Source organism: Paraburkholderia sp. RL17-368-BIF-A (assembly GCF_046054045.1).
GTDB lineage: Bacteria > Pseudomonadota > Gammaproteobacteria > Burkholderiales > Burkholderiaceae > Paraburkholderia > Paraburkholderia graminis.
Window position 1 is genome coordinate 595,775 of the sequence record NZ_JARESN010000002.1, and the last position, 14,839, is coordinate 610,613.

Consider the following 14,839-nt stretch of genomic DNA (forward strand, 5'->3'; position numbering starts at 1 on the left):
TGCGAGACGCCACGCAAGCGAGACACGCCTCGGTCCGCGCGATGCGCGCGGCCGCGCTCGGGCTTGCGCTTGCCGGCTGTATCGTGCTCGCGGGCTGCCAGAAGGAGTTGTATCGCAATCTGACCGAACAGGACGCGAACGAGATGGTCGTGGCGCTGCTGGAGCAGGGCGTCGATGCGTCCAAGAGCACCATCGACAACGGCAAGACCTGGACGCTCGAAGTCGACGACAAGCAACTGGTCCACGCAATGCAGGTGCTGCGCGAGCGCGGCCTGCCGCATAGCCGTTACGACGATCTCGGCAGCCTCTTCAAGAAGGACGGCCTCGTGTCGACGCCGACCGAGGAACGCGTGCGCTTTATCTACGGCTTGTCGCAGGAATTGTCGGCGACGCTTTCGAAGATCGACGGCGTGATCGTCGCACGCGTGCAGATCGTGCTGCCGAACAACGATCCGCTTGCGCAGCAGATGAAGCCGTCGTCGGCGTCCGTGTTCATCAAATACCGGCCCGATTCGGACGCGAACGCGCTCGTGCCGCAGATCAAGACGCTGGTGATGCATAGCGTCGAAGGTCTGACTTACGACGCGGTGAGCGTGACGGCCGTGGCCGCCGATCCCGTCGATCTGCCGAAGCCCGCGCCCGCGCAAGTCTCGCCGCTGCCGACGCTGATCGGTGCGGCGCTGGTGTTTCTCGTCGGCGCCGCGAGTCTCTTTCTGTGGTTGCGGCGCGGGATGCCGGCGAAGGGCGCGGCGGGTCCGCTGTATCCGCGTGTTTATGCGCGAATCAGCGCGCTCGTCGGCAAGTGGCGGCGTGCGAAACCTTCTTCTGCGGCGTGATGATGGCGGCGGTGTCTTCGGGTGGGTTGGCGGCGTCGGGGGCGGCGGGGTCTTCGCCTGCGCTTTCGGCTCAGGCATCGGCGGGTTCTTCGGTTGGGTTGGCGGGGACGGGATCAGCGAGTTCTTCCTCTGCGCTTTCGACGCCCGCATCCACCGCGTTTCCAGCAGCACGCTCCGCGCCGTCCCCCGCAGCGTTCCCATTTTCGCGCGCCGCTGCAGCGCTCGCCGCGTGGCAGCGCAATGCAAATGACGCCGCTCGCTGGGCGCATCCGTCATGGTGGGCGCCCGCGCTCGATGTGTCGCCGGCCACGGTATCCGCCTCATTCGACGCACTGCGCGACGCGCTGGCGAGCACAGGCACCGGTGCCGCTGCCGCCTGTTCGCGGGCGCTGTTGCGCGCGGCCGGCGTGCCGCTGCCGGACTTCGACAGCTTGCGCGCGCCCAGTCCGCTCGTGCTCGATGCGTTGCCCGTCGACGACGCGTTGCGCGTGCTGCGCATGCGCGCGCTGCTGTTGCGTCGGGCGGAGGTGCGCAGGTTGATCGACAAGCCGAGCCGCCGCCGCCTCGCGGAATGGATCGGCATGCCGCTCGAACGGTTGGGTGCTGCGCCGAGGCGTCCCGGTGCTGACCGCGCGTCGGCTAATGTGCCGGATGTAGCGCGCCTCGTCGCGCGCGGCCATCTGCCTTCGCTCGAAGAACTCGACGCGGAACGGCTGGCGTACGAAGGCTATGCGCTGATCGCACGTGACGTGGCGCTGTCCGCCAGCGATGCGCAGGAGGCGGCGCTGTTCGCGTGGCCACGCCCCTGTCCACTCCTACGCCTCGCCTTGCCCCGCGACTTACCCCCGCCGTGGCCCGCCACGACCGCGCGCGAACTCGACACCGGCGGCACCGCGTTCCTGTTCGCGCAACTTCCCGAACTGCTTTCGGAGTGGGCATGGCTATTTGGCTGAGATCGGACCGTCTACTGCCCGCCGCGGTCAGCATCCACGGCGACGCACACGGCCGTGGCCATGTCGGCGCGCACGCGGACGTGGTGCCGCGCGCCGCGTTCGGCGCGCTGATCGAGATCGACGCCGCGTACGCGCAACTCGCCGCCGACCGCGAAGCGACCCTCGCCGCCGCGCGCGACGAAGCCGCGGCGATCGTCGCCGCCGCGCACGCCGAAGCCCAAACGATTCTCGCGGCCGCGCGCGACGAGTACGAGCACGCCGCCACCCGCGGTTACCGCGACGGCGAACAGCGCGCGCTCGCGGACTGGGTCGAGCGCCTCGCGGATGCAGGCGCCGGCCAACGCCGCGCGCAACTGAAAATGCGCGAGCGGATCGCGAGCATCGTGACCGTGGCCGTCGAGCAGATCGTGCAGGTCCAGCAGGCCGATCAACTGTTCGAGCGGGCGCTGTCGGCAGTCGACCGCATCGTCGAAGGCGCGACGTGGCTGCGCGTCGCCGTGAGCCCCGTCGACTACGACAAGGCCTGCGTCGCGTTCGAACGGCTGTCCGCGCGCTGGCGCGATCTCGGCCGGCCGTTTCCGCTGTCCGTGGTCGCCGACAAGCGGCTCGCGCCAGGCAGTTGCCTGTGCGAGTCCGATTTCGGCGCGATCGACGCGAGCCTCGCGACGCAAATGCGCGCGATGCGGCTCGCCGTCTCGCGGGCGCTCAAGCAGTCCGCGAGCGAACTCGGCGCGGTCGCCGAATCGCTCGCGCCGTATGCGCAGGAGCACGAGCACGCCGCCGCCGAACTCGCCCATGCAGACGGTGACTGGAACGGCGGGCACGACGAGGGCTCGCGATGACCCCGCCACGCGCGGCCAATGCGCCCGCCATGCACGAAGCCGACGACCCGGACGACGCGCTGCTTCCGCCTTTCGATGCCGAGCGCCTCGCCGATGCGATCGAACACGAGATCCTGTCGACAGCGAGCATCGCGCGAACCGGCAAGGTGCTGGAAGTCATCGGCACGCTCGTCAAGGTGGCCGGCCTCGACGTGACGCTCGGCGAGCTGTGCGAACTGCGCGCGGCGAACGGCGAATTACTTCAGCATGCCGAAGTAATCGGCTTCACGCGCGACGTCGCGTTGCTGTCGCCGTTCTCGCGGCTCGCCGACATCTCGCGCTCCACACGCGTCGTAGGGCTCGGCCGTTCGCTGACGGTGCCGGTCGGCGACGCGTTGCTGGGCCGCGTGATCGACAGCCTGGGCGAGCCGATCGACGGACTCGGGCCGCTCGATACCATCGAAGAGCGCCCGGTCTTCGCGAACCCGCCTTCGCCGATGAGCCGGCGCATGATCGACACGCCGCTTGCGACCGGCGTGCGCATCGTCGACGGCATGATGACGCTCGCCGAAGGTCAGCGCATGGGCATCTTCGCGCCGGCGGGCGTCGGCAAGAGCACGCTGCTCGGCATGTTCGCGCGCGGCGCGCAATGCGACGTGACCGTGATCGCGCTGATCGGCGAGCGCGGCCGCGAAGTGCGCGAGTTCGTCGAGCTGATTCTCGGACCCGAGGGCATGGCGCGCTCCATCGTCGTGTGCGCGACCTCGGACCGTTCGTCGATCGAGCGCGCGAAGGCGGCTTATGTCGCGACCGCGATTGCCGAGCACTTTCGCGACCGCGGCCAACGCGTGCTGCTGATGATGGATTCGCTCACGCGCTTTGCCCGCGCGCAGCGCGAGATTGGCCTCGCCGCCGGCGAGCCGCCCGCGCGGCGCGGCTTTCCGCCGTCGATCTTCGCCGAGTTGCCGCGCCTGCTCGAACGCGCGGGCACGGGCGAGCACGGCTCGATCACGGCGCTCTACACGGTGCTCGCCGAGGACGAGTCGGGCAACGATCCGATTGCCGAGGAAGTGCGCGGGATCGTCGACGGACACATGATCCTGTCGCGCGAAATCGCCGCCAAAAACCAGTATCCGGCCATCGACGTGCTCGCGAGCCTGTCTCGCGTGATGCCGCAAGTGATGACGCCCGACTATGTGCGCGCTGCAGGCCGGCTGCGCGAGTTGCTGGCGAAGCATCGCGAGGTCGAGATGCTGCTGCAGATCGGCGAATATCAACCGGGCGGCAATCCGCTTGCCGACGAGGCGATTCGCAAGATCGACGCGATCCGCGCGTTCTTCAATCAGGCGACGCATGAACTGGCCGCGCCGCAGGACACCGAGGCGCGGCTTTTCCAACTGGCGAACGGTTGACACGATGAGCACGACGCACAGTCCCGAGACGACACGACGACGGGTGGCCGCGCTTCAATTGACGATAGGCCGTCGCGAGCGGCTCGAGCGCCGTCTGCAAGCGGCCCTGATCGCCGCGCGCGCTGCGCATGCCGAAGCGCTCGCGCAACGCGACGCGCAACTCGCGCGCACGGAGGCCGAGCGCGAGCAATTGCGCGGCTTTCACGCCCGCATCGCGCAGATGATGACGGGCGGCAGCGCCGTTCGTCTCGCCGAACTCAACGCGACGATGCGCTACGCCGATGTCGTCGCCGTGCGTGTTCAGCAGATGGAAGGCGAACTGGCAGCGATTGACACCACGTTGCGCGGCAAGGCCGACGAACTCGCCGCGGCTACGCGCGCGTTGGCGGTGAATCGCAGCCGCATCGATCTGTGCGGCGAGCGCATCGCGCACTTGCATGTCGAGCTGGACCGTCAAGCCACCGACGCCGAGGACGACGAAGCGGAGGAAACCGCGCTAGCGCGTTTGCGTCCGCCGACCGGCATCCACGGCAGAGCCCTTTGAAGACACCGCGCAATGAGCACGCCACACGGTTCCAAATTTGATTAGCCATCCGTAATGTACGACACCATCACCACACTGCCGCAATTCGGCGCCACACTGATCCGCTCGCTGACGGTGCTTGGCGTGTGCTCGGTGCGGCTCTTCGTGATGCTCTACCTGTTTCCTCCGACGGCGGACGGCATCCTGCAAGGCGTGGTGCGCAATGGCGTCGTGCTGCTGTTCAGCTCGTTCATCGCGTATGGTCAGCCGGTTTCGCTTTATACGTCGCTGACCGGCACGGCGCTTGTCGTGATCGGCTTGCGCGAGGCGGCCATCGGGCTGCTGCTGGGCTTCGCGGCATCGACGGTATTCTGGGTCGCGGAAGGCGCGGGCATCTACGTCGACGATCTGGCCGGCTACAACAATGTGCAGATCACCAATCCATTGCGCGAAGAGCAGTCCACGCCGACGGGCACCTTGCTCGCGCAAGTGGCGAGCGTCGCGTTCTGGACCTTCGGCGGCATGACGTTCCTGCTCGGCGCGCTGTACGAGTCGTATCACTGGTGGCCGTTGACCGCCGCGACGCCGGTGCCCGCGAACGTCCTCGAAAGCTTCGTGCTGCAGCAAACCGACTCGCTGATGCAGACCACCGCCAAGCTCGCCGCGCCGATGATGCTGATGCTGCTGCTGGTCGATTTCGCGTTCGGCTTCGCGGCGAAGTCGGCGCAAAAACTCGAGCTGATGACGCTCAGTCAGCCGGTGAAGGGCGCGCTTACGGTGATGATGCTTGCGCTCTTCGTCGGGATTTTTGTCGACCAGGTCCGCGATCAGCTCGTGCTCTCGGGTCTCGGCGAACAGTTGCGCGCCATCGCGGGGCCGCTGCGCAAATAAGCGGGCAATGAGCGGGCAAATAAGCGTGCGCGCCGCGCCGCCAATTCTCAACACTCCTCAAATGCGCATGAACCGTCAGATTTGTTGAGGATGTGCTTCACACGCTTCGATACATTGGGCATCGCCGGCTCACGTTGCACGTTGCATGACGCACGGCCAACCCATCGACCATCGTGGACATCGTGGAACCCATGAACAACAAACGGCTCATGCTTGCTGCCCGGCTGGCAGCGTCTCTTGTCTTCGCGTTGCCCGCCTTGCTCGCGGCGCCCGCCGAAGCCGCCGCGATCCGCTGGCGCAGTTCCGTGGTCCACGTCAGCGCCGAAGGGCAGGACGTGAAAGACGTGCTGCGCGATTTCACCGCGGGACAAGGTGTGCCCGCAACCATTTCCGGCGACGTCCACGGCAGCGTGAGCGGCCGCTTCGACATGCCGCCGCAGCGCTTTCTCGACACGCTCGCGTCGAGCTTCGGCTTCGTGTGGTTCTACGACGGCAGCGTGCTGTCGATCAGCGATGTGAACACCGTCACGCGACGCGTGATCAAGCTCGATCATGCGAGCGCCGCCGACTTGCGCGCGGCGCTCACGCAACTGCGCATCGAGAATTCGCGCTTTCCGATCACTTACGACGAGAGCCAGAGCACCGCGCTCGTGAGCGGCCCGCAAGCGTATGTGCAACTCGTGTCGGAAGTCGCGCGCCGGCTCGACGACAACGCGGCGCAGCGCTCGGGCTCGATGATTCGCGTGTTCCAGTTGCATCATGCGTGGGCCGCGGATCACAACGTCGAGATCGACGGCAAGACGGTGACCGTGTCGGGCGTCGCGAACGTGCTGTCGTCGATGTACCATCCGCGCGACAAGCGCGGGCGCAACGGCGCGGACAGCTACGAGCAGGCCGCCAATCGCGCGGCGCGCGAACCGACGATGCGCCGCCTGCAACCGATGCGCGACGTCACCGGCAGCACCGACGGCGGCGGCTACGAAAGCGGCGTGAATCCGCCGCTGCCTGCGGGCATTGCGGCGAACGGCGGCGTCGCGCCGGGCATCGGCGGATTGCTGAACGGCATGGCCGCGGGCGGTGGCCCTGGCATGCAGTCGGTCGGCTCGTCCGATGGCGGCGACGGCGGCAGCGGCGACACGTCGGTGAGCGGCAGCCAGACGCTGCCCGTGATCGAAGCCGATCCGCGCACGAACTCGGTGCTGATTCGCGATGTGCCGCAACGCCTGTCGCAGTATCAAAGCCTGATCGACAAGCTCGACGTGCGGCCGCGTCTGATCGAAATCGAGGCGCATATCATCGAGATCGACGACAACGCGCTCAAGCAGATCGGCGTCGACTGGCGCGCGCATAACAGTCACATCGACATTCAGACCGGCAACGGCACGACGCAGCAAAACGGCTACAACGGCAACATCGATCCGATCTTCGGCACGCAGACGCTGTCGGACGGCACGACCGTCATCAACACGACGCCGCTCGGCGGATCGCTCACGGCGGTGCTCGGCAACGCGGGCCGCTATCTGCTCGCGCGCGTGAACGCGCTGCAGCAAAGCAATCTCGCGAAGATCGATGCGAGCCCGAAGGTCGCGACGCTCAACAACGTCGAGGCCGTGATGGACCAGAAGACGCGCTTCTTCGTGCGCGTGTCGGGCTACACGTCGGCGGATTTGTACAGCGTGTCGACCGGCGTGTCGCTGCGCGTGTTGCCGCTCGTCGTGGAAGAAAACGGCAGGACGGACATCAAGCTGAACGTTCATATCGAGGACGGCGCAATTACCTCGCAGCAGGTCGACAACATTCCTGTGATTACGACCAGCACGATCAACACGGAGTCGTTCGTCGGGCAGGGCGAGAGTCTTTTGATTGCCGGCTATCGCGTCGATACGTCGACGAACGGCGAAACCGGCGTACCGGGTCTTTCGAAGATTCCGCTGATCGGCGGGCTGTTCCGTTATCGCGACGACCAGCGCAGTCACATGGAGCGCTTGTTTCTGCTGTCGCCGCGCATCATCGAGTTTTGAGCGCGACGCTTGGGGCTTAGCCGTTGCCGCGCGTGCGCGCGGCGAGGGCGGCTGCGCTCAGCAACGCGTACGGCGCTTTCGGCGCGCCGCTCGCGGACGCGGCGAACGCTGCTTGCGAGTCGCCCCACGCGGGCGCATTGCGGGCCACCGCGCTATCGGCGGGATGCACTTCCGCGCGAGGCGTCGCGGCCGGCGCAGCGACGGGCTGCATCGGTGCGAGGCAGGTCATGGCTGCGGCTGTGCGGGCATCGTCGTGCAGTGTCTCCAATGCGACGCCGTGGCTATCCACGCAATCCACGCTATCCATGCTCTCCGCGCTTTCAACGCTTTCTTCAAGCGCGGCCTCCGCCGTATCGGTCATCTCGATGCGGTAGCCGTGCGCATACAAGGTCCGCAGATGCACGCCCCACGGGCCGTTCAGTTCCAGCTTCTTGCGCAGCTTGTAGATGTGCTGTTCGAGCGTGCGTCCGATGATGTCCTCGGAACGGCTCCATACAGCGCCCGCGATCTGGCGACGGCTCACATATTCGCCGCGGCGCGAGAACAGCAGCCACGCAATCGCGAATTCGCGCGGCGTGAGGCGCACCGCGTGGCCGTCGACGTGAACCGTGCAGTTGCGGCGATCGAGCCGGTATGCGCCGCATTCCAGCGTGTCGCTCGAATCGGCGCTCTGTAGTTGCACGCGCAACAATGCGAGGTGCACACGCAGCATCACCTCGCGCGCATCGACGGGCGACAGCACGACGTCGTCCGCGCCCGCATCGAACAGCCGCGCGATGGCTTCGCGGTCGTGGCCCGCGCCGATCACGATCAGCGGCGCGCGGCGGTCGGCATAGCAGGCACGCCGCGCGAGCACCGGGCGCAGCGGATTGAGACCGGTGTCGGCGTCGATCAGGATCGCGCTGTATTCGTCGCGATAGATTGCGCGCGCGAAGGCGACGTCATCGGCGAACCGATGGCAGACCGCGCCGTCGGCTTCGAAACAACGGCAGATCAACCCGAACAATGTTGCGCTTCTGGTCATCACTGCAAGTTTCATTTTTCCTCCGTGCGATACCGCTCGCCCGCGAGACTCACGGGCGAAGGGCGAACGTCATTCGTGGAACGGGTAGGCGGATGCGTTTGCGGTTTCGGCCGATTACGCAATTCGAATGACTCGACAGTAGAGGGAGCGGTCCATCAAGGATGTAACGTTTTGTTTCCTCACCGCGATTCAATCGCCTGATTGAAAAGCGGATCACGAAATTGCCATTTTTCGACTACCTGTTTCTCGTAGTTCACTCGGCGCAATAGACGTTTTTTGCCGCTTGCCGAAAAAATAATGACGGAGCAGGGCGCGTTGAACCTTACAGACGCGAAGCTGTGCGAAGCGCGGAAATCGCTTTCGCAACAGCCGTTTACGCGCTACCCTTACATTTATGTAATGTTGTTGTAAGGTTAAGGCGAGGTTTAGACGCCGGCCAATATTTAACCGCTGCGGTATTGGGGGCAAGCGACACGCGCGTCCATCGCTTGCAATCCGTAATACGCATTTATTTCCGCACGAGCGCCTGCTTAATTGCGCGTTTTCCGTTATTTACCGCTATGAGAATTGTTGAGCGTGTTTAATTGCGGATTGCCTAATATGGGCTCGCCGCAGGTGAATCGTGCCTCGATCCAACTGGAGACTCGCCGTGCCGTATCTGCTCAACGCCTGGTATGTCGCCGCGCTGTCCAGCGAGGTCACGGCGGATGCGCCGCTGGCGCGCACGCTGCTCGACGAGCCCGTCGTGCTGTATCGCGTCGCGGGCGGACAAGCGGTTGCGCTCGCGGATCGCTGCCCGCATCGCTTCGCGCCTTTGTCGCGCGGACGCGTGGTCGACGGTGCGCTCGAATGTCCGTATCACGGGCTGCGTTTTGGCGCGGAAGGCCGCTGCGTGTTCAATCCGCACGGCGATGGCCGCGTGCCCGCACGCGCCGAAGCGCGCCACTATCCGGTGCGCGAACGATACGGCGCGATCTGGTTCTGGCCGGGCGATGCGCAACGCGCATCGGATACGCCGCTTCCCGCATTCGATTATCTCGATCCGCAAGAGAACTTCACGAGCGAGCGCTATCTGCACACGCACGCGAACTATCAGTTGAGCGCGGACAATCTGCTCGACCTGAGCCACTTTCAGTACCTGCATCCGGAAACGCTCGGCAGCGAGCAGATGGCGAGCGGCGCGGTACGTGCGACGGTCGCGGGCAACACGGTGTCGGTGCGTCGCGAGATGAAGGGCGAATATCTGCGGCCGATGCTCACGCAGAGTTTCAATCTGCTCTATGGCGAGCGCGCCGACCGCGAACTCGACGTGCAATGGATACCGCCAGGGCTGCTCACAATCGTCGTGCGCATTTGCGAAAGCGGCTTGCCGGAGACGACGCGCGAAGCGGTTTCAGCGCATTGGCTCACGCCCGAAACCGCCGCGAGTTCGCATTATTTTTTCGCGTTCGGTTTGCCGCGCGCGATCGGCGAGCATGGCGCGGAGCTGGTGAGCCGCACGGCGCAAAGCCTGCTCGCGCCGTTTCGCGATGAAGACATTCCGATGCTCGAAGCGCAGCAATGCGTGATCGGCGATCGCGATTTCTGGTCGCTGCGCCCGGCGATGCTGCCGATCGACGCGGGCGCGGTGCACGCGCGCCGCATCATGGAACGGCTGATCGCGGACGAAGCGCGGCAAGGTGTATCGACGGCGGGGGAGGTGTTGTAGTTGGGGGCTGCGGCCAGCAGCCAAAGCCATCGACAAAGCGTCCGCCCGTCGTTACATCGCGCCGCCTGGCGCGTCAGCGGCCGCTGTGCCTGTGCCCGTGCTTGCAAGCGTCGGCACCACGCCACCAACTTCCAACGCAGCCGATTCACCCTCCGGTTCCGACACCGGCGTCCAGAACGTCAGGCTCTTACCGATCCGGCTTTGCTCATGCGATGCACGCAGTCCGTACTTCCAGCCCTGTGAACTGCTGCGCGCGACCTCACGCAGACCGAACAAACCGAGCGGCCGCCACGCCGACGGGTCTTCGAAAGCGCTCTGCATTTTCCGTTCGAGCGTGCGCAGCTTCGCCTCGATCAGCGCACGCTCCGCGCGGCTCAGCGTCCGCGTGGACGCATCATCTTCCAGACGCGAGCGCAACTGATTCGACAGCGTCAGATACTGGTTCAGGCGCGGCACGCATTCGTCCTTGATGACCCAGCGTTCGCCGAACGAAAACTCGCCGGACGATTCCAACTGCGTCTGCTCGATCACCTGTTGCAGCCGTTGCGCGCCGATGCCGTGCACCCACGCCGGATTCGCGCGCACCGAGCGGGCCCAGTCGTCGGCGTTGCGGAACATGCGGTCCTGCATCGTGTATTCGGCGACGAGGCCGCGGTTATCGCGCATCGCGAAGACGAACGACGAGCGCCCAAACGGCGTGACGTCGACGGCCGCGCCGGCCAGCGTCTTCGGGGCAGGGCTGACCGATCCCACGTCGCCTAAGTCCAAGCCCGTGCTCAAACCGTCGTCGCCGAGCGCAATCGCACGCGGCGCGAACTGCGCGCCCGCGCTCGCTGTCAGCGAGCCCTGCACGGACGTCGCGCCGATCGTGCTGGCAAGCGCGCCGCTCTCCTTCAGATCGGCGGCGGAATAGAGCGTCACGCCCGAGCTCACGCCCGCATAAACGCCGACGCGATCCGGCGAACTCGCGCCCGGCACGTTCGCACGCGCGACGCCGCCGACGGTCAGCGGCGTCGCCGTGACCGACGTCGCGTTATTGCTTTGCGACGACAGCGAAATACGTTCGTTGTCCGCGATACCGGCGGCGAGGATCTGCATGAACTCGTCGGGTGTCTGTGCCTGTTCGGCTGCGTCCCAGTAGGCGTTGACCATCTGCCGGCTGTCCTTGTGCCAGACCTCGGCCTCGTGCGCGGCGGTCGCGGGCGTGGGCGCGAGCCGCCGCGCGCGCAACACCACCGACTGCTCCCACGCAAGCGAGCCGCCCACGCCCGACGATGCCCAGCCGCCCGCCATGCCCGCGACGCCGGCCACATCGAGCGCCGCGCCGACGAAACCTTGCGCGCCCAGCGCGCCGTTCACGCGGCTGCGGTTGCCGAAGATCATCTGGCCGCCTTCGTACGCGGTGCCGATCGAATACATCGAATCGCGCCCGCCGAGTACCGTCACGATCGGTCCCGCGGAGACCAGCAGCTTCGCGGGCAAGTTGCCCCACGCGCTGGCGTCGAGCCCGAGCGCATTGCCGTCATACGATGTGAAGCCCGTGCCCGGCACGTTCTGCGCCATCAGCGCGAGATGCTGTTCGCGCAAGTTGCGCGTCGTGATCCGTTCGAGCGGCGCAATGCCGGGGTTGTCCAGCAGATCGTGCGCGGCCTGCAGATTGCGCTGCGTGGGCTCGGCGAGCGGGGCGTCGTCGGCGGCCATCGCGCTTGCATTGAACCAGCGTTCGAGCGTGGCAAGCGTGAAGCCGCCGTCCGTCATTTCATCGACGAAGCGACGGCGCCGCTCGCGGTCGTCGAACATGCGCAAGCAGCGCTCGACGTTGCGCTGCGCTCGCGGATCGCCTTGCCCGCGCATTGCGGCGACGCGTGCACGCGCGGCGTCCCACATCCGCCGCGCGTCGCGCCGGCCGATTTCGAACGATTCGGGCCGGCGCTTTTGCAACTCGCGAAGCCGCGCGTCGGACGGCACATCGGGGCGCGCATCGGTCCATGCCCGCAGGCGCTCCGCGTTCAGCGCATGCGTGAGCATCCGGCCGGGCGTGGCCGCGCGTGGCAACTGCTCGTTGCTGTAGTCGAGCAGCGCGGTGCGGGCGGCGATCAGCGCGGTGTCGTAGCGTCCGCGCGTCGTGTCGAAGAACGGCGTGTCGGCGCCGAGCAGACTCGAGACGCCGATCGGCGAGCGGTTCCTGCCGAACACGCGCGGCACGTCGTGCACCGCAAGCCCCACGCGCGCCTTCACATGCGCGAAGCGCTGGGCAGGCGGTGCGCCGTCGATAGAACCGAGCGCCGCGTCCTTGCGCTGCTGCCGCTGTGCGCCGCGCTCAACCCACGTCGTGCCGCCGTCGAACAGCAACTGTGACGCGCGCTCCAGATCGGAGCCGGGGCCGCTTTCGTCGAAGCCCATCTGCCACAAACGGTAAGCCGTGATCGCTTCGATGTCGCATGCGCCGATGTCGTGGGCGTTGGTCTCGTTCGCGTCGACGGCGTCGGGCGGCAGACGCCGCGCCGCATCGAGCGCGAGCATCGCGTGCCGGCCATACGGATCGTCGATGAACATGCGATACGTCGCGTCGTCGTTGAGATCGGCGGGTGTGGCGCCGAGGTCGGCGTCCATCGAACGCAGCTTGTGACCGGCCTGCAGATAGACGACGAGCCGCGCGGCCGCGCTGTTGCCGCGCTCCGCATGCGGGGCGCTGTCGCCGAACTGCAAACGCAGCAGACCTTCGAGTGCGGCGCAACGCGCCTGCGCGAGGTTTTGCGCGCAGCGCCAGGTGCGGGGTTCCAGATCGGTTGCGTCGGCTGCGTTGGACTTGTCGGGTGGTGCATTACTGGCGATGTCTAGCGGCTGCTGCAAGCGTTCGAGAATTCGCGCGGCCAGCGCGGGATCGCCGCCGCTCGCCTCGGCGAGCGCCTCCGCGACCGGCACCACGCACTCCTGCGGCAGGCGTTCGACGGCCGGCGGCAACGACGCGTCCGCACCCGCCGGCCGGGGCCTGCGCAGCGTGAGTCCGTCGAGCAGGCTATTGATGGCGGTCTGCCGCGCGTCCGCCGCCTCCGGCGTGGCATCGGCTGGAATCGGGAAGAGCCGGTTCACGGCGATCACGGGCTGCATGAAGTGATCGTCGAGCGTTTGCGCCCATTCGCGGGCGGCCGCGTTGGCTTCGCGGTTACGCAGACGGCGCAGCGTCTGGCCGATCGCGCGCGGACTCATGAACTTCGGCACGGGCAGCGCGCCGCGCGTTGCGTCGTCGGCCAGGAAGGCGGCCGTGCGTCCGATCGACGCGTTCGCGAGTTGCGCGCCCTGTGCGCCGATCGCGATTGCCGCGCTGTCGAGCGATGCCGGTTCATGCGCCGGCGCGCGTTGCGGCGGACGGGGAAAGCGCGTATCGGCGGCTGGGTTGGCGACGCTGCCGGCTGCGGTGAGCGTCGATTCGAGCACGGTTACCGTGGTGTTCGACGCGCGGAAAATCCGCGTGACCGGATTGTGGCGCACGCGGTCCGAGAGACGGGCGAGGCCGCTGAGCGGGGTCTGGGTGTCGGGGGTGGTGGGGTGTGTTTGTGGCTGCGGTTGCTGTTGTGATGAAGTCGCGGCGTTATCGCGGCTGGGTAGAAGAGAGGTCAGTGGCGGAAAGCGGAAGTTCATCGAGTCCTCCGAAGCATGCAGCGGCGCGGCGCGCGAGAAGCGGGAGTGTGGCGTCGGGCGTCGCGTGTGAGGCGGGCGCCGCGTTAGGCGCTATACGTCACGCGTTTCGTGCGAATTTGATGTGTCGTGTTTCGCCTCGTGCGTGACGCAAGACCCGACCACGCTATTGCGCAGCCGACGCCGCGTTCAACGGCGGCTCCGGCGCGGGCACCACTGCGGCGGGGTCGCTCGCGCGATAGAACAAATACGTCGCCGAATACGGCACGAACAGCGACACGCCTTCCTGGTCGCAAGCCGGATTCGGCGGGACGCCGCCCGAGGTCAGCACGCGCTGCACCGACGTCGTCCTCGCAAAGCGGCCTTCGCCTGTCCGCTCGCCGGCATTGAAGCGCGCGTCCATGCGTTGCCACGGCAGCGCGTCGGGCGTGACGGTCTGGTCGGCGGCGAGGCGTCCAATCATGTAGCTGCCGTCGTACGCGCTGAACATGCGGTTGGGCATCACCGTGCCGACGCTCTTGCGCGCCTGATCGACGAGCGTGGCTTCCGTGCCTGTCGACGTCCATTGAAGCGCGCCGCCGCTTCGCCGGCAGTTCCACACTTCATCGCCGACCGCGCTCAACACGTCTTGAAGGACTTCCTGCGATCCGGCTCGCAGCGACAGCGGCAAGGTTTCGTTGGCAGGCGGGACGAGCTTCTGCTGCTGGGCGATCTTCAGTTGCATGGAACCAGGCGTCGGGTCGGCACACGCGGCGAGAAGACTCGCGAGCGCAAGTGCGACGAGCGCGCGGACGGCGACAGCAGGCGCATGGAACGCGGCCACGGGACAGAGCGCGGAAAGAGAATGTTTCGGCACGGCGATCTCGACGCAACGCAATGGCGGTAGTAGACATGAAGCGCAACGGACGCGCCGGCACGCTGCGAAGCGCCGGACGGATTTGCGCAGAAGCGGCTTCTTGTGTCGACTTGCGCGAGATCGCCGCGAGTGCCGCGCAATGATGGCGGTTGTGC

The 14,839-nt window shown here is 66.7% G+C and carries 11 protein-coding genes; 8 read left to right on the plus strand and 3 right to left on the minus strand.

Going from position 1 to position 14,839, the window contains the following annotated elements; all coding sequences use genetic code 11:
* The first annotated feature begins 41 nt into the window (after window positions 1–41).
* The 7 genes from sctJ (at window position 42) to sctC (ending at window position 7,457) form a co-directional block, all read left to right on the plus strand.
* Window positions 42–836, plus strand: coding sequence for a type III secretion system inner membrane ring lipoprotein SctJ (sctJ, locus tag P0D87_RS05750; RefSeq protein WP_029970654.1), 795 nt, complete (start codon window positions 42–44; stop codon window positions 834–836).
* A 2-nt stretch (window positions 837–838) separates the two neighbouring features.
* Window positions 839–1,789, plus strand: coding sequence for a type III secretion protein HrpB4 (locus P0D87_RS05755; protein ID WP_408636745.1), 951 nt, complete (start codon window positions 839–841; stop codon window positions 1,787–1,789).
* Window positions 1,774–2,631 carry a type III secretion system stator protein SctL gene (gene sctL, locus P0D87_RS05760; RefSeq protein ID WP_171799895.1) on the plus strand — a complete coding sequence of 286 codons (858 nt, stop codon included), beginning with the start codon at window positions 1,774–1,776 and terminating at the stop codon, window positions 2,629–2,631. Before P0D87_RS05755 ends, sctL begins: the two co-directional genes overlap by 16 nt.
* A 29-nt stretch (window positions 2,632–2,660) precedes the next feature.
* The gene (gene sctN / locus P0D87_RS05765) at window positions 2,661–4,022 is read left to right on the plus strand and encodes a type III secretion system ATPase SctN (protein WP_053860681.1); all 1,362 of its coding nucleotides are present in this window, start codon (window positions 2,661–2,663) and stop codon (window positions 4,020–4,022) included.
* 4 nt (window positions 4,023–4,026) lie between these two features.
* Window positions 4,027–4,566 carry a type III secretion protein gene (locus P0D87_RS05770; RefSeq protein ID WP_053860680.1) on the plus strand — a complete coding sequence of 180 codons (540 nt, stop codon included), beginning with the start codon at window positions 4,027–4,029 and terminating at the stop codon, window positions 4,564–4,566.
* 54 nt (window positions 4,567–4,620) lie between these two features.
* Entirely contained in the window at window positions 4,621–5,436 is an 816-nt protein-coding gene (gene sctT / locus P0D87_RS05775; RefSeq protein WP_053860679.1) for a type III secretion system export apparatus subunit SctT, read from the plus strand.
* A 191-nt stretch (window positions 5,437–5,627) separates the two neighbouring features.
* On the plus strand, window positions 5,628–7,457 hold the full coding sequence (gene sctC / locus P0D87_RS05780; protein WP_029970663.1) for a type III secretion system outer membrane ring subunit SctC: 1,830 nt from the start codon (window positions 5,628–5,630) through the stop codon (window positions 7,455–7,457).
* A gap of 16 nt (window positions 7,458–7,473) precedes the next feature.
* On the opposite strand, the gene P0D87_RS05785 is transcribed toward sctC, so the two are convergent.
* Entirely contained in the window at window positions 7,474–8,496 is a 1,023-nt protein-coding gene (locus P0D87_RS05785; RefSeq protein WP_053860678.1) for a response regulator transcription factor, read from the minus strand.
* 607 nt (window positions 8,497–9,103) lie between these two features.
* Here P0D87_RS05785 and P0D87_RS05790 point away from each other — a divergent pair.
* Entirely contained in the window at window positions 9,104–10,189 is a 1,086-nt protein-coding gene (locus tag P0D87_RS05790; RefSeq protein ID WP_321175855.1) for an aromatic ring-hydroxylating dioxygenase subunit alpha, read from the plus strand.
* A gap of 51 nt (window positions 10,190–10,240) precedes the next feature.
* On the opposite strand, the gene P0D87_RS05795 is transcribed toward P0D87_RS05790, so the two are convergent.
* Both P0D87_RS05795 and P0D87_RS05800 read right to left on the minus strand, forming a co-directional pair.
* The gene (locus P0D87_RS05795; RefSeq protein ID WP_053860676.1) at window positions 10,241–13,831 is read right to left on the minus strand and encodes a hypothetical protein; all 3,591 of its coding nucleotides are present in this window, start codon (window positions 13,829–13,831) and stop codon (window positions 10,241–10,243) included.
* Window positions 13,832–13,994: 163 nt separating this feature from the next.
* Entirely contained in the window at window positions 13,995–14,684 is a 690-nt protein-coding gene (locus tag P0D87_RS05800; RefSeq protein ID WP_053860904.1) for a DUF3455 domain-containing protein, read from the minus strand.
* Window positions 14,685–14,839: the final 155 nt, after the last annotated feature.

What these genes read in the sequence shown, in the direction of transcription:
- P0D87_RS05785 (WP_053860678.1), bottom strand. Translation starts at nt 8,496, where the DNA reads ATGAAACTTGCAGTGATGACCAGAAGCGCAACATTGTTCGGGTTGATC.
- P0D87_RS05795 (WP_053860676.1), bottom strand. Translation starts at nt 13,831, where the DNA reads ATGAACTTCCGCTTTCCGCCACTGACCTCTCTTCTACCCAGCCGCGAT.
- P0D87_RS05770 (WP_053860680.1), top strand. Translation starts at nt 4,027, where the DNA reads ATGAGCACGACGCACAGTCCCGAGACGACACGACGACGGGTGGCCGCG.
- sctC (WP_029970663.1), top strand. Translation starts at nt 5,628, where the DNA reads ATGAACAACAAACGGCTCATGCTTGCTGCCCGGCTGGCAGCGTCTCTT.
- sctN (WP_053860681.1), top strand. Translation starts at nt 2,661, where the DNA reads ATGCACGAAGCCGACGACCCGGACGACGCGCTGCTTCCGCCTTTCGAT.
- sctT (WP_053860679.1), top strand. Translation starts at nt 4,621, where the DNA reads ATGTACGACACCATCACCACACTGCCGCAATTCGGCGCCACACTGATC.
- P0D87_RS05755 (WP_408636745.1), top strand. Translation starts at nt 839, where the DNA reads ATGGCGGCGGTGTCTTCGGGTGGGTTGGCGGCGTCGGGGGCGGCGGGG.
- sctJ (WP_029970654.1), top strand. Translation starts at nt 42, where the DNA reads ATGCGCGCGGCCGCGCTCGGGCTTGCGCTTGCCGGCTGTATCGTGCTC.
- sctL (WP_171799895.1), top strand. Translation starts at nt 1,774, where the DNA reads ATGGCTATTTGGCTGAGATCGGACCGTCTACTGCCCGCCGCGGTCAGC.